Below are 17,333 nucleotides of genomic sequence, written 5' to 3'. Positions count from 1 at the left end.
CCTGCAGATAGATAAATCCATGGCGCAACCGATTGCGACGGATCATTTCGCCGATAACCACCTTGAGCGCCCGCCTCCCCATCGGCTGCTCGATAGCCAGCTCACCAAGCGAGCGGTCGAGGCGGTCCAGATGCGCTTCGCCTTCAATCATGCGGCCGGCGCATATTGCAATGACCTCGTACACGCCGTCGGCGAACTGATATCCGCGATCCTCCACATGCACCGCCGCCTCATGGTGGGGCACATAATGGCCGTTTACATAAGCAATTACGGACATCTTGTTATCTCAAAAGAACTCAAGTTTTACCGAAAACAGCTTTTCAACCTTGCGAATGGCATCGACGGCGGCAAACAGGACGACGCGGTCGCCGGCCAGAATAACCGTGTCGCCGCGAGGGCGGATCACTTGTCCGTCACGCACGACGGCGCCGATCAGCACCCCGGCGGGAAGCTCCGCTTCCTTGAGCGGAACCCCCACCAGCGGCGATGTTTTCATTGCCTCCGCCTCGATCAGTTCGCCGAAACCGTCGCGCAGGGCATGCACCGAGTTGATGCGGCCGCGCCGCACATGCTGAAGAATGGTGGACACGGTGATATTGCGCGGGCTGACAGCCACATCAATGCCGAGAGTGGTTATCAACGGTTCGTATATTCCCTTGTTGATCAGGGCGATGGTCCGCCGGCAGCCGTAACGCTTGGCCAACAGCGAGGACAGGATATTTGTTTCATCGTCGTCGGTTACTGTGACGACGGTTTCGGTGGCGGCGATGTTGGCCTCCTTGAGAATCTCCGGGTCTAAAGCATCGCCGTGAATCACCACCGTGCTGCCGAGCCGGCCGGCCACCATCTCGGCGCGCTCCTTGTTGCTTTCAATGATCTTGACCTTGACCCATGGATGTTTTTTCTCGATCGACTCAGCCAGAAAAAGACCGATGTTGCCGCCGCCCAGGATCAACAGGCGCTTTGCTTCGGTTCCTTCGTAGCCGAAAGCGGCCATGGCGCGCATTAATTGTGAACTGTCGATCACGAAATAGACCTCGTCGCCGGGCAGCATATGGTCATTAGACGTGGGGATTATGGGAACGTCATTGCGCATCAGCCCGACAATGACAATGTTGAGATCGGGAAACAGCTCGGTGAGCTGCCTGAGCGGGGTGTTGACCACAGGGCAATTTTCTCCACACCGCACGCCCAGCAGTTTCACCTTATCATCGACAAGGGAGATCATCTCGAAGGCGCCGGGAACCTGGAGACGCCTGGTTACCGCGTTCGCTACTTCGATCTCGGGCGAGATGATCACGTCGATGGGCAGGTTGCCTCGGGAAAACAGGTTGGCCCACATCGGCTGAAGGTAGCTCTGGTGACGCACGCGGGCGATCTTGGTGGTGATGCCGAAAAGAGAATGAGCGACCTGGCAAGCCACCATATTGACTTCATCGGCGTAGGTGACGGCGATTATCATGTCGGCGTCGCTGCCTCCCGCATGCTCTATGACGTCGGGATGCGAGGCGTATCCGACTATTCCCTGGACATCCAGGGTGTCGGTTACCTTATGGATCAGGTCGGGAGCCTGGTCGATAACGGTAACGTCGTTATTTTCCATGGCCAGATGGCGGGCGATATTGTATCCCACCTGCCCGGCTCCGCAGACAATAATCTTCACGGCGCGAGACCTTTATCCTGAACCGATCGCTCTTTGGATGGTAGCTTGCCGGCGCCGTTGGGACGGTTCTTGTCGTCGCTGTTGATGCCCAGGGATTTAAGTTTGCGGTGCAGCGCCGAGCGCTCCATGCCGATAAAATCGGCGGTGCGTGAAATGTTGCCGCCGAAGCGGGTTACTTGCGAGTGCAGGTATTCCTTCTCGAAGATTCCCCGCGCCTCGCGGAATGACAGGTTCATAATTTTACTTGTGTCCATAAGCCGGTTTTCCGGTTGCCTGGAATTGCCGATGATAACGGCGAGAGCCTCGGCGCCGATAGGCTCGCCGGCGTGGCCGGGGGCCATGATCAACAGACGCTCGACGACATTGCGCAATTCCCTGACGTTTCCCGGCCACTCATAAGTCTGAAGAACAGCCAGCGCATCCTTGCCGATATCCCGAGGCTGCCGGCCTCCGCTCTCAGCGGCCCGCTCCATAAAGAATTTGGCCAGTAAGGGAATATCGTCGGGGCGATCCTTAAGCGGCGGCACTTCGATGGGGACCACGCTCAGCCGGTAAAACAGGTCCTCGCGGAAACGGCCGGCGGCGATTTCATCTTTGATTTCGCCGGTGACGGAGGCGACCACCCGCACGTCCACCTTGACCAGGGTGCTGCCGCCGACCCTCTTGAATATCTGGTCTTGAAGCACCCTGACGATCTTGGCCTGGGTTTCCAGCGGCATATCCGTCACCTCGTCGAGATACAGGGTGCCGTTATGGGCGGACTCGAAGGTTCCCACCTTCCTGCTGACGTTTTTGCCGTCGGCGTCCTCGGTCCCGAACAGTTCGATTTCCATCCGCTCGGGGAGCATATTGGCGCAGTTGACGACGACAAAAGGACCGTCGGCGCGGTGCGAACTGCCATGCAGCATACGCGCCACCACTTCCTTGCCCGAGCCGGCCGGTCCGGTAATAAGGACGCGACTGTTGGCGGGGGCGACGCGGGCGATAGTCTGACGCACCTGATTGATGGCCGGCGAACGACCGATCAGTTCCGCCTCGGCGCCGGCGCGTCGGCGCAGTTCTTCGTTTTCACGCTTGAGACGCGCCGTTTCAACGGCGCGGGTGATAATCATGATCAGGCGGTCGGATTTGAAGGGTTTCTCGATGAAATCATAAGCTCCGAGATTGATTGCCTTGACCGCCGTCTCGATGGTGCCGTGGCCGCTCATCATCACCACCGGCAAATCGGGATGGTTGTTTTTGATAATTTCCAGGATGCCGATGCCGTCCAGTTTGCTCCCCTGCAACCATATATCGAGAAGCACCAGACTGGGCCGCCGGGTTTCAATGCCGGCAAGCGCTTCGGCGCCGTCGGCGGCCTCGCGGGGCAGATAGCCCTCGTCCTCAAGGATTCCGGATACCAGAGTCCGTATGTCGGATTCGTCGTCAACGATTAAGATATCATGAGCCATGAATCGGAATGTCCGTTGCCGTCTTCATCGTATCGAATTGATCATGTTGTTCACTAATGGCATTTTCATCAACCGGGTGGAAGACTATAGAAATCTTCGCCCCTCCCCCCTCACGGTCTTCAAGCACCAGGTCGCCATTGTGATCTTCCATGATTTTTTTGACAATCGCCAGCCCCAGGCCGGTCCCCTTATCGCGCCCGGTGATGTAAGGTTCGGTAAGGCGGTCACGGCGTTCCTTGGGCAAGCCCTTGCCGTTGTCTTCGATAATAATGCTGATGATCGCGCCGTTGCCGTCGTTTTTCTCATCCAAAAGCAAGCGCACCCAACCGGGTTGCCGATCATTATCCGGGGATGACCCACGCTCATTGACTGATTCGGCGGCATTTTTCAGCAAGTTTATCAGAGCCTGCCCGATTTGCCGATTGTCACAGCGCAGATACTTGACGCCATCGGGGAACATCGTGGTGAATTTGATCTCGGGATGGCGTGTTTTTTCCAGGAAAACCGCCTGACGGCAGATGTCGGCGAGGTTCTCCGGCTTCATGTTCGGTTCCGGCATACGGGCAAAGGAGGAGAATTCGTCAACCATCCGCCCGATATCTTCGACTTGACGGATGATAGTGTCGGTGCAGTTGGTGAAAATTTCCGGGCTGGTTTTGATTTCATTGAGGTACTTGCTTTTCAACCGCTCCGCCGAAAGTTGGATGGGGGTAAGCGGATTCTTGATCTCGTGGGCGATGCGCCGCGCCACATCCGCCCAAGCCGCCTTGCGTTGGGCCGACATCAACTCGGTTACGTCATCAAAAGTGACAACGTAACCGATAATATCCTGACCCATCCGTTCCGCCACGATGCGCGCCAGAAGGGTGCGGCATATTCCCTTGCGCATAAGCGTGATCTCCGCCTGCCGCAGACGATCAGGCCGCTTCATTGCCTCATTGAAGAGGTCCGACATTTCAGGAATTATCTCGCTGAGCGGGTTGCCGATGGATTGTTTCAGGTCACAGTCCAACAATTCCGACGCCGAGCGATTAGGCAGGTTGATGCGCCCTTCCCCGTCCAGGCCGATGACGCCGGCGGAGACGCCGCTTAACACCGTTTCGGTGAATTGGCGTCTTTCGTCCAGTTGGCGATTGGCGTCCATGAGTCCTTGATGCTGGGTTTTCAACTGGCCGGTCATGCGGATAAAGGCGCGGCTGAGGATGCCGATTTCATCGGCGCCGGTCGGGGCGTCGATGCTTACCTCCAGATTCCCCTCGCGGACCTGTTCAACGGCCAGGATCAGCTTGCCGAGGGGACTCACCAGTTGCGTGGCCAAGGCCAGGCCTATCCATACGGCGGCAAGCAGCAGCATAACGGTCACTACAATGAAGACCATCAGGAAGGTGATCTGGAATCCTTCCTGTTTCGTTTCCAGACTCTTGTATTCGGCTACCGCTCCCGAGGTGCGGTTGATGTGCTCGATAACGGTGGGGTCGATGAACCGCCCCACCAGAAGGTAGGCGTCGGCGAAACGATTGAGCTTGATAACGGCCCGCACGCGATCATCGCGATCATTGGTTATAAGGACTACTATATTGCCCTCCCCCGCCTTTTTTATGGCGCCGGGGGGGACCAGATCGAACTCCAGAGACATGCTCAACTGTGACCGGGCCAACACCTGACCGTTGCCGTTGATTACAAGCAACTCCGGCAAGGAGCGCAGATTTGCCTGACCGGAAAGAACATTATTGAAGAGTTGCGGATCACCCGTCAAAACCTGGGCGTCTATATTCAGGTCGTTGGCTACCGCCAAGGCGTCGGCGCGTATATTTTGCTGATGCTCGTGAAGATAGGCGCCGGCGACGGCGTTGGATTCCTCGATTGCCGTGCGCACCCGCTCGCTGAACCAGTGTTCGATGCCGTAATTGAGAAATAATGAAGAAAATACGGCAACAAGGATTGCCGGCGTTATGGCGACCAGACTGAACATCACCACCAGCCGGACATGCAGCCCCGATCCTGCCTGCCCGCGCAATCGTTCCGCCCAGACCACGGCAATCCGCATTGCCACGACCGCGATAAGAAGCAACACCAGAACGGCGTCAAAATACAGCAGATAAAGAAGAGCCTTGGTTTCCGGGCCATAGGACATGGCGCCGGTCATTATGGCGAGGGTTGACACTCCTGAAATTGCCGCCGTCAGCGCAAGGGCAAAGCCTAGTTTACGATTGAGGCCTATGCGCCGCGCCCACAGGCGAAAGCGGATGATCAGGCGGTTATGCCGTTTAACCGAAATTTTCATTTACTTTCCCTAATCACGGGAATTTTGAGTTCACTGATTTTTTTACGCAAGGTGTTGCGGTTAAGGCCCAGCACGCCGGCCGCCTTGATCTGATTGCCGCCCGTTGCGTGCAGGGTCAGCGAAATCAAGGGACGCTCGATTTCCCGCAGTACGCGCTCGTAGAGGCCTTTTGAGGGGAGGCGTCCGCCGAGCGTGGTGAAATAACCCTGAAGGTGGCGCTCCATCAAGTGGCCGAGACCGCTTCCTTCCGGAGCGGCGGCAGGCAGCGAGGCATCGGCCAGTTCCGCCTCGATTACGCTGATGCCGATGGTCTCCTGGGAATAAAGGGCGGCAAGGCGACGCATGAGGTTTTCCAGTTCACGCACATTGCCCGGCCAACGGTAACTCTTGAGCCGTTCCATGGCGGCGTTATCAATAGTTTTCCAGGGCAGGCCCTCATTTGCCGCCTTATTTAAAAAATGACGGGCCAGTTCGGGGATATCTTCGGTGCGCTCACGCAGCAGCGGCAGGCGGATAGGCACGACATTAAGGCGAAAGAAAAGGTCTTCGCGGAATAATCCCTGACGGATCAACTGATGAAGGTCGCGATGGGTGGCGGCGATAATCCGGCAATCGGCGCGGATCGGCGCCCTACCGCCGACGCTGGTATATTCGCCCTCCTGAAGAACGCGCAAAAGGCGGGTCTGGGCCTCCGCCGGCATGTCCCCGATCTCGTCAAGGAAAAGGGTTCCTCCTTGCGCCTGCTCGAAACGCCCGGAACTTTGCGCCACGGCGCCGGTAAAAGCGCCTTTTTCATGGCCGAACAGTTCGCTCTCGATCAGTTCGCGGGGAATGGCGGCCATATTGATGGCGACAAAGGGGCCATAACGCCGCTTGCCGTAATCGTGAAGGGCGCGCGCCACCAACTCCTTGCCGGTGCCGGAATCGCCGGCGATCATCACCGTCAGGTCCGTTCCCATGAGGCGGGCCATTATCCGATAGATTTCCTGCATGGCGGGGGAGCGTCCGATCAGGGGTAACTGCTCGTCCGCGCCGTCGCCCGAAGAACGACGATCCGGGGATGGGCTTTGAACCTCAAGGGCGCGGCGGACCACGTTGACCAACTCGACAAGATCGAAGGGTTTGGGCAGATATTCAAAGGCCCCGCGCTCGGTAGCCATAACCGCCGTTCGCAGGGTATTCTGGGCGCTCATCACGATGACGCGAAGCTCCGGGCGGAGCTTGCGGATGCGGGGAATCATATCAAGGCCGTTTTCGTCGGGCATCACCACGTCGGTGATGACAAGGTCGCCTTCCCCGTTCTGTATCCACTGCCACAGGGTAGCGGCGTTGCCGGTGGAGCGCACCTCGTATCCGGCGCGCCCGAGCGCCTGATCAAGCACCGTGCGGATAGCGCCGTCATCATCGGCGACAAGGATGGATTGGGCGGTCAACTCCCCTCCTTCGCGCTTGAATCAATAGGCAGCATGACTCTGAAAATAGTGCGTTTAGGCCGGCTTTCAAACTCAATAACGCCGGCATGGTCGCCGATAATTTTCGCCGCCAGGGCCAGCCCGAGGCCGTTGCCCTTGGGCTTGGACGATACAAAAGGCTCGAACAAATGGGGCTGGATATCTTCGGAAATACCGCTCCCGTTGTCCTGAATACTGACTTCAAGGGGCAGGTGAACGAGGTTGTTGCCGGTAGGCATGGCGAAACGTATGCCGTGCCTGAAGGCGGTGCAAAGAATAATCTCGCCGCCGATTACGGGAGCCGCTTCCGCCGCGTTCTTGACCAGATTAAGAAACACCTGGGTCAATTGATCCCGGTTGCCGAACACCGGCGGCAGGGAAGGATCATAATTCTCGATGAATCGCAGATGAGAGCCGAAACCGTTTTCCGCCAGTCTTTTAACCCGGTCAAGAATCTGGTGGATATTGATGGCTTCGCGCTGAAGCGGAACAGCATCGTTGAAAATATCCATGCGATCAACCAGAGCGCAGATGCGGTCAACTTCGTCACGGATCAATTGGGTCAGTTGGCGGTCTTCAGGGCTTGCGTTCTCTTCCAGAAGCTGGGCGGCGCCGCGAATTCCCGACATCGGATTCTTGACTTCATGAGCAAGCATGGCGGCTACGGCGGTTACCGAGCGGGCGGCGTCGCGATGGGTAAGCTGACGGTCGATCTTGTCGGCGATGGAACGCTTGTTAAGAACAAGCACTACCCTGTCCGGCGTCTCGGCCAGCGGAAGCGCCTGGATATTGACCAGATTTCTGCCGATGCGGGGAGTTTCGAGGATTGCGCCGTATTCCGATACCGCATTGCCGCTGTCGCGAGCCTGGTCAAGCAAGGCAAACAAAGGGCTGTCGCCGGGAAGGAGGTCTTGCAACCGCCGTTTTTCCAGGTAGGCGGCGCTGCCGTTGAAAAACTGTTCGCCGGCGTTGTTGATGTGGATAATGTGTCCGCTTCCGTCGATAACCATAATAGCCGTGGTCAGGGCGTTTAAAACCGCTTCGATGTCCACGCCTTGGGGAATTCCGATTTTCTCGTCAAAGGTCGCTACGATTTTACTCATCACGCCGCTTCCCGCTCAATGATCGGCGCGTAGAACTCACGAATAAGGGCCTTCACATCCCTTGGTTCAGTGATGTGCATGACCGCAGAGCGGAATTCCGCCGAGCCGGGCATTCCCCTGGAATACCAGCCGATATGCTTGCGGGCGATGCGCAAACCGGAATATTCGCCGTAGTAGCTCAACATTTCATCGTAGTGGCCGAGAATGGTCGCCAGTTGTTCGCTCAGGCTCGGCTCGCCTCCCCGCTCGCCGGTCGCCAGAAAACGGCTGACCTGGCCGGGAAACCAGGGCCGGCCATAGCAGGCGCGTCCGATCATTACTCCGTCGGCGCCGGACTCGGCCAGCAGACGGGTAGCGTCGTCCAGGCATTTGACGTCGCCGTTGCCGATAACCGGGATCGAGACGGCCTCTTTTACCCGGCGGATGAACTTCCAGTCAGCCTGGCCGTGGTAGAACTGGGCGCGCGTTCTGCCGTGAACGGTGACCGCCTTGATGCCGCACTCCTCGGCGATCCTGGCCAATTCGGGGGCGTTGCGCGAGGAGTCATCCCAGCCGGTGCGCATTTTCAGCGTTACCGGCACATCGACAGCCTTTACCACCGCCGCCATGATCCTGCCGGCGAGTATTTCGTCGCGCATCAGGGCGCTTCCCGACTCGCTGTTGATAACCTTCCTGGCCGGACAGCCCATGTTGATGTCAATGATTACGGCCCCGCGATCCCGATTCAATCTGGCCGCCTCGGCCATGACCTCAGGGTCGCATCCGACAAGCTGGACAGCCATCGGATACTCATCGGCGCACCCTGTAGACATCTTCAGCGTCTTGCGTCCGGCGTGAATCATCGCCCTGCCGGCGATCATCTCGGAGACAACGAGGCCGACGCCGAAGCCCTTGACCAGGCGACGGAACGGAAGATCGCTGACCCCCGACATGGGCGCCAGAATCACCGGATTATCCAGGCGGACGGAACCGATCTGAATAGACATGACCTAAAAAAACCTGTTGCGGGTGCCCATTAATTAGGCAATTCCGGTTCGAATGCAATGAGTTTGCAAAATTAGGTCATCAGAACATCGGTAACGAATTTGACTCCGGGATAGCCCAAGGTCAGCAATAAATAGGCCAGCAACACCAGCCGCGCCACCATGCGCCCCCTCACCCCGCTGCGGAAATGGGCCGCCAGAACTCCGCCGATAACTATAAAGGCGGTGAAGGTTAATACCGTCTTGTGATCCAGCGCCAGCAGGGAACCTGTTCCTTCGTATTGAGTGGCCATGCCGGTGGCGAGGCCGAGGGCCAGCACGATCTCGCACAGCATCAATAAACGCACCATCATGAACTCGCTATCGATGATCGAGGGCAATTGGTGAGTCAGCGGCGTCGGGCGCTTGGACTTCATGGCCCGTTCCTGAAGGAAGGCGGCCAGCGCCGCCACGGCGGCAATGGTCAACAGCCCATAGGTGGCGACGGATACGATGATATGAACCTCGACCCAGCCGGTCGGAGCCTTGGCCGCCAGTTGTCCCTCCGGCGCCTGCTGCCAGACGGTCGCCAGGATGCCGACGCCGATCATGTACGGAGTCATCAGGGTAGTCAGCCGCCATCCCTGGCGGGTGACGGCGGCCATAACGGCGAACATGGCCATGCTGGAGGCCACGGTGACCCACAGGGTTGTTGACAGCCCGGTGCGCCAGGTTCCCGCCGTCTGCGCCAGCACCCACGCCAGGGGGCCGATTACGGCCAAGCCGAGCAAACCCCAGAAAAGGCCGTCGCGAGCATGTTCCCGGCGCCGGGAAAGAAGCGATACGGGAACCAAAGTCGCCAAAGCGGCCAAGCTGTAAAACAGATTTTGCGTCATTGCCGAACAATCGCCTTTGACGACCCTCTTGGCAAGACCTGTTGTTAAATCTACTGTTAATGCAGGAGAACCAAAGAACCATGGGCGGATGTATTGCGATAGTGGTCGGCGCCGGGCGCGGCCATCGTTTCGGCGGGGCGACGCCGAAGCAATATCTGCCTCTTGCCGGGGCGCCGGTCGTGCGCCGCGCCTTGCGCTCCTTTCTTGACCATCCGGGAGTGGACTCCGTGCTGCCGGTCATTCACCCCGATGATCGGGAACTGTTTGCCGCCGCCGCCTCGGGTTTGGAAGTAATGGCGCCGGTATCAGGCGGCGCCACCCGCCGGGAGTCCGTCCTGCTGGGCCTTGAGAGCTTGGCCTTCATGACCCCTGACCGGGTGCTGATTCATGACGCCGCCCGCCCTTTTGTCGGCGAGGAGGTTATTTCCGGGGTTCTGAAGGCCCTGGAAAGATACGACGGGGCCATCCCCGCCCTTCCCGTCAGCGATACTCTCAAACGCGCCGGCAAGGGCGATCTGATAAGTGAAACCGTGGACCGCTCCGGCCTGTGGCGGGCGCAGACGCCGCAAGGGTTTCGTTTTAAGGAAATTATAAAGGCGCACCGCGCCGCCGAGGGCGCTGAATTCACCGACGACGCCGCCGTAGCCGAAAATTTCGGCCTGACGGTCGCTCTGGTCATGGGAAGCGAGGACAATATGAAGATAACCACCGGCGACGATCTGCTCCGCGCCGAGCGGCAATTAGGCGCCGGGGAGAGCCGTTGCGGCATGGGTCTCGACGCCCACCGCTTCAAAGACGGCGATCATGTAATGCTGTGCGGGGTGCGCATTCCCTTCGCCTCCGGTCTGGAAGGCCATTCCGACGCCGATGTCGGTTTGCATGCGCTGACCGACGCCCTGCTCGGCGCGGTAGGCGCCGGCGACATCGGCGATCATTTTCCGCCCAACGATCCCCAATGGCGCGGCGCCGCTTCCGAGATTTTCCTTAAACGCGCCGGCGACATCGCCAAGGAGCGCGGCGCCGTTATCACCAACATGGATATCACCCTTATCTGTGAAAAGCCCAAAATCGGCCCTCACCGCGCCGCCATGGTCGGGCGCATCGCCGGGATTCTGGGCATGGCGGAAGAACGGATCAGCGTCAAGGCGACGACGACCGAAAGGATGGGCTTTACCGGGCGCGGCGAGGGAATCGCCGCCCAGGCAATAGCCACCGTGAACTTTCCGCACCGATGCCTATGAGTTTCTATCCGTCAGGGAAAGAAATATCTCATCGCCCTCAAGCCTGACCCGATGCCGGCAGGTGCCGCCGGCATCCGGGGCCACCGCCTCTCCGCTCGTCAAGTCGATCTGAAGGCCGTGCATGGGGCAGGAGACCTTATGGCCGTGAACCATGCCCTGGGACAAGGGACCGCCACGGTGCGGGCATTTGTCGTCAAGGGCGAAGACGCGGTCATCCATCGTCCTGAAGAGGGCGATATCGCCTGCGGGAGCGCGCACCACGCGAGCGCCGGCGGCGGGGATGTCATTCAAACTCCCCACCTTGATCCAGACGGATTTGTCGTGCTTGGTCATATTTTTAAAGTCCTTGTTCGCTTGGTCTGTTCTCGGCGGCGGCGATTTCCATAAGGGGAAAGTACTCATGACGCGCCTCTCCGCCGTCCTGGGCGCGCTCCTCCCAGGGATCGTTCTGGGCATACTTCTGAGACTCCATGAAGCGTTGAAGGAGCACGGCCCGACCCTGATCATCCTCGACTACACGTTGTTTGACATAAGGCAATCCGACCCGCTCGATCCATGCCGATGATCGTTCCCTGTAGTGTCCCTCTTCCCGGTAGAGTTGCAGGAAGGCGGCGGCATATTCAGTAACCTCCGCGTCACTGCCGACCTTGCACAGAAAGTCGGTGGCGCGGACGCGGATGCCGCAAGTACCCCCCACATGGAGTTCCCAGCCGGATTCCACGCCGACGACGCCGAAATCCTTGATTGTGGATTCGGCGCAGTTGCGCGGACAGCCGGAGACGCCCATCTTGAATTTATGTGGCGTCCATGCTCCCCAGAAGGTTTTTTCCATCATGATGCCGAGTCCGAGCGAGTCTTGGGTTCCGAAGCGGCACAGGCCCTTGCCGACGCAGCTTTTTACCGAGCGCACCGCCTTGCCGTAGGCAAAACCGGAGACCAGTCCGGCCTTGCCCAGTTCGGCCCACACTCCGGGCAGGTCTTTTTTCTTGACGAAGGGAATGGCCAACCGCTGGCCACCGGTAATCTTCACCGGAACGCCCAGCTTGTCGGCGCAATCGGCAACCGCCCTCAACTCCTTTGCGTTGGTAAGTCCGCCCCATGTGCGCGGCACTACCGAATAGGAGCCGTCCTGCTGGATGTTGGCATGCACCCGTTCATTATGTTCGCGGGACTGGAGATCATTCACGGCCTCTGCGGGCCAAGCGGAAATCAGATAGTAGTTGAGCGCCGGCCGGCACCTGGGACATCCGTCGGGCGTGCGCCATTCGAGGAAACGCATGGCGTCGGGAATGGTTGTCAGATGGTGATCAAAAATCGCCCGACGCACTTCGTCGTGGGTGTGATCCGTACATCCGCATACAGGTTTCTCCGTCGGCGTCGCGGTGTAGTTGCCGCCCAGCGTAGATGCAAGAATCTGCTCGACCATGCCGGTGCACGAACCACAAGACGCCGACGCCTTGGTGTGGACGCGCACGTCTTCCAGGGTGAACAGGCCTTTGCTTGAGATCGCTTCCACGATCACGCCCTTGGTGACGCCGTTGCAGCCACAAACCTCCGTCTTGTCGCTCATCCCGGCGATGTTTATTTTTCCGCCGTGACCGGCGTCTCCCAGATGCCCTTGCCCGAACAACAACATGGATCTCAGTTCGCTGATGTCGGCTCTCCCGCGCATCAGTTCGTAATACCAGCTCTCGTTGGCCGTATCGCCGTAGAGCAGAACCCCTTCGAGTCTGTTGTTGCGAATCACCAGCTTCTTGAAGACGCCGGAACCGGCGTCCTGCATCACCATCTGTTCGGCAACGTCTCCGCTCCTGAAGTCGCCGGCCGAGTAGAGGTTGATGCCGGAGACCTTGAGCTTGGTCGAGAGGACGGAATCGCTGTAAGCGGCGAAGCCCAGTCGGGCAAGATGGTTGGCGCAGACCTTGGCCTGTTTGAACAGGGGGGCCACCATGCCGTAGGTTTTGCCCCGAAACTGCACGCATTCGCCGACGGCGTAGATATTGGGATCGAAGGTCTGCATGGTTTCGCCGACGACGATGCCGCGTTCGCAATGAATGCCCGCCGCCTGCGCCAAGGCCATGCGCGGGCGGATGCCGACGGCCATGACCACAATATCCGCCGGAATCCCGGCGCCGTCCTTCAGCCTTACCGTTTTCACGCGCTTGTCGCCAAGAATGGCGACGGTCTCCGCCGGCATATAAAACGTCAACCCGCGTTCTTCAAGGGAACGGCGGAGCATAGCCGCCGCCACCTCATCCAGTTGACGCTCCATCAGCATATCCATCAGGTGAACCACCGCAACGTCCATGCCCCGCTTCATCAGGCCGTGGGCGGCCTCCAGGCCCAGCAACCCGCCGCCGATGACCACCGCTTTTTTGGAATTCCGCGTCGCGCCGATCATCGTCTCCACGTCATGGATGTTGCGAAAGGTGGTGACTCCGGGCAGGGCGTTGCCGGGAACCGGCAAAATGATCGGGTCGGACCCCGTCGCCAAAAGCAGCCGGTCATAGGCGGCATCGACGCCGTCGGCGGTCCTGACCCATTTGCCGATGCGATCAATCGCGACAATCTCCTCGCCCTTATGCAGGGTGATGCCGTTATCGGCATACCATTGATCGTCATTGATCATGATTTCGCTGATCGTCTTGTCGCCGGCCAGCACCGGCGACAACAGGATGCGGTTGTAGTTTCCGTGAGGTTCGGCCCCGAAAACGGTGATGTCGTAAAGGTCAGGCGCCAGCTTGAGCAGCTCCTCGACCGTCCGCATCCCGGCCATTCCGTTTCCGATAACAACAAGTTTCCGTTTCATGACGAAGCGATCTCCTCTTTCAACAATTCCAAACGCCCCCGGCGATCCCGGTCTTTCGGGCATTGCCCGAAAGACCGGATTCCGGCCCTAATGGACGGTTTCGCCGTGCAGACTGCTGTCGAGGCCGATCACCTCGGTTTCCTCGTCCACCCGCAGGCCCATGGTCGCTTCGATGATCTTGAGCAATACAAAGCTCGCCGCTCCGCAATAGATGACGGTGGCGGCGATGCCCTCCAACTGGATCAACACCTGCGCGGGGTTGCCTTCCAGCAGGCCCGGCTTGCCGCCGATGGCCTCGGCGGCGAAAACGCCGGTCAGCGCCGCGCCGACAATGCCGCCGATGCCGTGAACGCCGAAGGCGTCCAGCGAGTCATCGTATCCCAGACACCGTTTGAGGATAACGGCGCCCCAGAAGCAGGCCAGTCCTGCGACCAGCCCGATGACCAACGCTCCGCTCGGATCGACGAAACCGGAGGCCGGGGTTATGGCGACCAGGCCACTGACGGCGCCGGAAACGATCCCGAGCACGCTCGGCTTGCCGTGTAATATCCATTCGGCAAGCATCCATGACAGCGCGGCAACCGCCGCCGCGATCTGGGTGACGGCCATCGCCATGCCGGCGGAACCGTTCGCCGCCGCCGCCGATCCGGCGTTAAAGCCGAACCAGCCGATCCACAGCAGGGACGCTCCGATAATGCTGAGCGTGAGGTTGTGGGGAGCCATGTTCTCGTGGCCGTAGCCCTTGCGCTTGCCGATTACCAAACAGGCGACAAGACCGGCGACGCCGGCGTTGATGTGAACCACCGCGCCGCCGGCGAAGTCGAGCACTCCGGCGTCGGCCAGAAACCCGCCGCCCCACACCCAATGGGCGACGGGGGCGTAGACCAGCACCATCCACAGGCCGAGGAACGCCAGCATGGAGGAAAACTTCATGCGGTCGGCAAAGGCGCCGGTGATCAGCGCCGGAGTGATGATGGCGAAAGTCATCTGGAAGGTCATAAAGACCGACTCGGGGATCGTCCCGGTCAGGGAGTCGATCCCGATGCCGCGCAGAAAGACCTTGTCGAGGCCGCCGATGTAGGCGTTGAGGGCGCCGCCGTCGGTGAAAGCGATGGAGTAGCCGACAACCATCCACAGCACGGTCATCAGGCAGGCGGCGGCGAAGTTCTGCATGACCATCGCCAGGACGTTCTTCTTGCGCACCATGCCGCCGTAGAACATGGCCAGGCCGGGAATGGTCATCATCAGGACCAGCGCGGTGGCGGTCAGCATCCAGGCGGTATCGCCGCTGTCCGGTTTTACCTCTCCGGCCAGAGCCGCGTCGGCGACGCCGAACAAGGCTGCGACAAACAGGGCGGCGGCAATTATTCGTGTTTTTATTAACATATTCGTTTCCTCCTACAGAACGTCGTCGCCGGTTTCGCCGGTTCGTATGCGAACCGCCGATTCCAGGGCGTGAACAAAAATTTTGCCGTCGCCGATCTTTCCCGTGCACGCCGACGTCCTGATGGCCTCGATGACCCTTTCCAGCAAGCCGTCGCCGACCGCCAGTTCAATCTTCACTTTGGGCAGGAAGCTCACCACATACTCGGCGCCGCGATAGATTTCCGTTTGCCCCTTCTGGCGACCGAAGCCCCTGACCTCGCTGATTGTCATGCCGTGTACGCCGAGTTGCGTCAGGGCGTCGCGGACCTCGTCGAGCTTGAAGGGCTTGATGATGGCGGTAATCATCTTCATTTCTATTTCTCCTCAGAACCGGATTTCCAGGGAACGCTACGCCCCCTTTTCGGGAACATAAGATCAAGAAACGTGCCAACGCCTTTGAAGCAGCGTAAAAATATGCAAGATCAATGGCTTGCAAGAACGGAAGCCCACGACGCCCAAAACTTTACAGAGGGCATTATGCCTAAAAATTAGGCAGCTACCGACATCACCCCGAAATATGCCTATTTTATAGGCATACATTAAGGGCTTTTTGGGGCGGGCTTTTTGGGGCGGATTGACAATTTACCCGCCGGGGCGCAGGATAGCGGCATGGGTCACACAATCACCGATCCCGCCATTATCGCCAAGCTGGACACTATTATTGACATGGTGAAGGGGCTTGATGCGCGGTTGCGCGGCGTGGAGGACGGGCTGGCCGAGCTTAGGGGCGAAGTCAGGCAGATGAGTGTGCGCATTTCAGACGTGAACGCCCGTCTGCCGGTTCCTATTGCTTATCAACCGCCGGCGCCGGGCAAGAAACGCGCCTAAGCAGACTTCCGCTTTCCTGCCGGCCCGGATGAACCTCTTGATCGGCCTGATCAACCCGCTCTAATTTCCTAAAATGCGTTCAATGAGTCATTCGGATCGGCAAAACCGCGTGGCTGCAAGGGCGTTTAATTTTTATCGCGCCGGAAGATGGATGAGAATAAAATACAGGACCCGATGGTAGCGGTTTTGAGCCATGCATAAGATGAAATTTGATAAGGTCGATATTTTGCTGGTTGATCCGGATCGCAATTCTCGGGACAGCCTCAAAATGGTCCTCCACAACAACGGCTTCAGGGAATTGCGTTTCGGCGACACCCTGGAGGACATCAGGTTCCAGATCAATTACCTGACGCCGGACATGATGATCTGCTCTTCGGAGCTTCCCGATGGCGATTTCTGCGGGTTTGTCGCCAAAATCCGTCATCAAAAAATTGGGACCAATCCGTTTTTGCCGATTATCGCCACTACCTGGAACCCGACGCCGGAGATGGTCAGGCAAGTTATTGAATCCGGGGCCGACTATTTGCTCACCAAGCCTATTTCCACGGTCCAGTTGCTGGATCGCATCCAATTGCTTGTTAAGTACCGCAAGAAATTTGTGGTGACCAACGACTATGTGGGGCCGATACGCAGCAGGAAAGACAGCGATGACAAAGCAATCCCCAAAATGGATGTCCCCAATACCCTTAAGGCCAAGGCCACCGGGGAGAAGATCGATCACACCGGCATTCAGCAAGCCATCGATGCCGCCATCGGCGAGATCAATGTCAGGCAACTTGAGGGCCACGCCGATGAAATCGGCGGCCTTGTCGCCCGGATCGTTCCCAACCTGGAAATGGGCGGCAAAACGGGTGAAACAATAAAGGAGCTTATTGAACACCTCATCTACATAGCCAAGGATACGACGCGCCGCCTCGGCGGCACCAGATATGACCATGTATCGGGGCTGTGCCGGACGCTGATCGAAGTCTCCAACGCCATCTTCTCCGCAGAAGGCGCGCCCAACCCCAAGGACGTTAAGCTGCTTATGCCCTTGTCAAAGGCCATTCAGGCCGGTTTCGCCGACACCGGATCAGCCACTGCGGCGCGGGAAATTTCCGCCTCTATCAAAAGATAAAAACCATTATATATCAATGAGCTGGTCCTGAAAAATCGGACAGGGTGTTAAGGTGTATTCCACCGGATAAAGGAGGAATACAAAATGACGACGAGACGACGGT

General features: G+C 58.7%; 14 protein-coding genes and 1 pseudogene (1 of these 15 running past the window's edge). 3 read left to right on the top strand and 12 right to left on the bottom strand.

Translation table 11 applies throughout. From position 1 onward, the window contains the following. From A3H92_07190 to A3H92_07155, 8 genes and pseudogenes are all read right to left on the bottom strand, one after another. Positions 1-277: pseudogene (locus A3H92_07190) on the bottom strand (D-amino acid aminotransferase); it reaches 623 nt to the left of the window's first position. A gap of 9 nt (positions 278-286) precedes the next feature. Next, entirely contained in the window at positions 287-1,663 is a 1,377-nt protein-coding gene (locus A3H92_07185) for a Trk system potassium transport protein TrkA (GenBank protein OHC74317.1), read from the bottom strand. Further along, a complete protein-coding gene (locus tag A3H92_07180) occupies positions 1,660-3,114 on the bottom strand; it encodes a sigma-54-dependent Fis family transcriptional regulator (GenBank protein ID OHC74316.1) in 1,455 nt (484 codons plus the stop codon). Before A3H92_07180 ends, A3H92_07185 begins: the two co-directional genes overlap by 4 nt. Then, a complete protein-coding gene (locus tag A3H92_07175; protein OHC74315.1) occupies positions 3,104-5,398 on the bottom strand; it encodes a hypothetical protein in 2,295 nt (764 codons plus the stop codon). Before A3H92_07175 ends, A3H92_07180 begins: the two co-directional genes overlap by 11 nt. After that, complete coding sequence (locus A3H92_07170; GenBank protein ID OHC74314.1) at positions 5,395-6,831, bottom strand: nitrogen regulation protein NR(I); 1,437 nt, start codon at positions 6,829-6,831, stop codon at positions 5,395-5,397. Before A3H92_07170 ends, A3H92_07175 begins: the two co-directional genes overlap by 4 nt. Beyond that, positions 6,828-7,952, bottom strand: a complete 1,125-nt coding sequence (locus A3H92_07165; GenBank protein OHC74313.1) for a two-component sensor histidine kinase — start codon at positions 7,950-7,952, stop codon at positions 6,828-6,830. Before A3H92_07165 ends, A3H92_07170 begins: the two co-directional genes overlap by 4 nt. Further along, a complete protein-coding gene (locus tag A3H92_07160) occupies positions 7,952-8,938 on the bottom strand; it encodes a tRNA dihydrouridine synthase DusB (protein ID OHC74312.1) in 987 nt (328 codons plus the stop codon). The genes A3H92_07165 and A3H92_07160 overlap by 1 nt, the downstream gene beginning before the upstream one ends. Before the next feature lie 71 nt (positions 8,939-9,009). Continuing rightward, positions 9,010-9,810, bottom strand: coding sequence for a hypothetical protein (locus tag A3H92_07155; GenBank protein OHC74311.1), 801 nt, complete (start codon positions 9,808-9,810; stop codon positions 9,010-9,012). A gap of 80 nt (positions 9,811-9,890) precedes the next feature. On the opposite strand from A3H92_07155, the gene ispDF reads away from it, so the two are divergent. After that, a complete protein-coding gene (gene ispDF, locus A3H92_07150) occupies positions 9,891-11,051 on the top strand; it encodes a bifunctional 2-C-methyl-D-erythritol 4-phosphate cytidylyltransferase/2-C-methyl-D-erythritol 2,4-cyclodiphosphate synthase (protein ID OHC74310.1) in 1,161 nt (386 codons plus the stop codon). On the opposite strand, the gene A3H92_07145 is transcribed toward ispDF, so the two are convergent. The 4 genes from A3H92_07145 to A3H92_07130 form a co-directional block, all read right to left on the bottom strand. After that, complete coding sequence (locus tag A3H92_07145; GenBank protein ID OHC74309.1) at positions 11,046-11,384, bottom strand: nitrite reductase; 339 nt, start codon at positions 11,382-11,384, stop codon at positions 11,046-11,048. The genes ispDF and A3H92_07145 overlap by 6 nt on opposite strands. 4 nt (positions 11,385-11,388) lie before the next feature. Beyond that, the gene (locus A3H92_07140) at positions 11,389-13,860 is read right to left on the bottom strand and encodes a nitrite reductase large subunit (protein ID OHC74323.1); all 2,472 of its coding nucleotides are present in this window, start codon (positions 13,858-13,860) and stop codon (positions 11,389-11,391) included. An 87-nt stretch (positions 13,861-13,947) separates the two neighbouring features. Beyond that, complete coding sequence (locus A3H92_07135) at positions 13,948-15,246, bottom strand: hypothetical protein (GenBank protein ID OHC74308.1); 1,299 nt, start codon at positions 15,244-15,246, stop codon at positions 13,948-13,950. 12 nt (positions 15,247-15,258) lie between these two features. Further along, positions 15,259-15,597, bottom strand: a complete 339-nt coding sequence (locus A3H92_07130; GenBank protein ID OHC74307.1) for a transcriptional regulator — start codon at positions 15,595-15,597, stop codon at positions 15,259-15,261. A gap of 297 nt (positions 15,598-15,894) precedes the next feature. Here A3H92_07130 and A3H92_07125 point away from each other — a divergent pair, with 297 nt between their 5' ends. Both A3H92_07125 and A3H92_07120 read left to right on the top strand, forming a co-directional pair. After that, positions 15,895-16,113 (top strand): hypothetical protein, encoded by a 219-nt coding sequence (locus A3H92_07125; GenBank protein OHC74306.1) that lies wholly within the window; start codon positions 15,895-15,897, stop codon positions 16,111-16,113. Positions 16,114-16,306: 193 nt separating this feature from the next. Next, on the top strand, positions 16,307-17,230 hold the full coding sequence (locus A3H92_07120; protein ID OHC74305.1) for a hypothetical protein: 924 nt from the start codon (positions 16,307-16,309) through the stop codon (positions 17,228-17,230). Positions 17,231-17,333 lie beyond the last annotated feature (103 nt).

The organism is Rhodospirillales bacterium RIFCSPLOWO2_02_FULL_58_16, assembly GCA_001830425.1.
Taxonomy (GTDB): Bacteria; Pseudomonadota; Alphaproteobacteria; order Rhodospirillales; family 2-02-FULL-58-16; genus 2-02-FULL-58-16.
Note: the sequence above shows the minus strand (reverse complement) of the source record. Positions and strands in the feature narration are given on the sequence as shown.

Excerpts from the sequence above, each read along its gene's own strand:
- ispDF (OHC74310.1), top strand. The coding sequence starts at position 9,891 with ATGGGCGGATGTATTGCGATAGTGGTCGGCGCCGGGCGCGGCCATCGT.
- A3H92_07135 (OHC74308.1), bottom strand. The coding sequence starts at position 15,246 with ATGTTAATAAAAACACGAATAATTGCCGCCGCCCTGTTTGTCGCAGCC.
- A3H92_07145 (OHC74309.1), bottom strand. The coding sequence starts at position 11,384 with ATGACCAAGCACGACAAATCCGTCTGGATCAAGGTGGGGAGTTTGAAT.
- A3H92_07155 (OHC74311.1), bottom strand. The coding sequence starts at position 9,810 with ATGACGCAAAATCTGTTTTACAGCTTGGCCGCTTTGGCGACTTTGGTT.
- A3H92_07160 (OHC74312.1), bottom strand. The coding sequence starts at position 8,938 with ATGTCTATTCAGATCGGTTCCGTCCGCCTGGATAATCCGGTGATTCTG.
- A3H92_07140 (OHC74323.1), bottom strand. The coding sequence starts at position 13,860 with ATGAAACGGAAACTTGTTGTTATCGGAAACGGAATGGCCGGGATGCGG.
- A3H92_07175 (OHC74315.1), bottom strand. The coding sequence starts at position 5,398 with ATGAAAATTTCGGTTAAACGGCATAACCGCCTGATCATCCGCTTTCGC.
- A3H92_07180 (OHC74316.1), bottom strand. The coding sequence starts at position 3,114 with ATGGCTCATGATATCTTAATCGTTGACGACGAATCCGACATACGGACT.
- A3H92_07125 (OHC74306.1), top strand. The coding sequence starts at position 15,895 with ATGGGTCACACAATCACCGATCCCGCCATTATCGCCAAGCTGGACACT.
- A3H92_07120 (OHC74305.1), top strand. The coding sequence starts at position 16,307 with ATGCATAAGATGAAATTTGATAAGGTCGATATTTTGCTGGTTGATCCG.
- A3H92_07130 (OHC74307.1), bottom strand. The coding sequence starts at position 15,597 with ATGAAGATGATTACCGCCATCATCAAGCCCTTCAAGCTCGACGAGGTC.
- A3H92_07165 (OHC74313.1), bottom strand. The coding sequence starts at position 7,952 with ATGAGTAAAATCGTAGCGACCTTTGACGAGAAAATCGGAATTCCCCAA.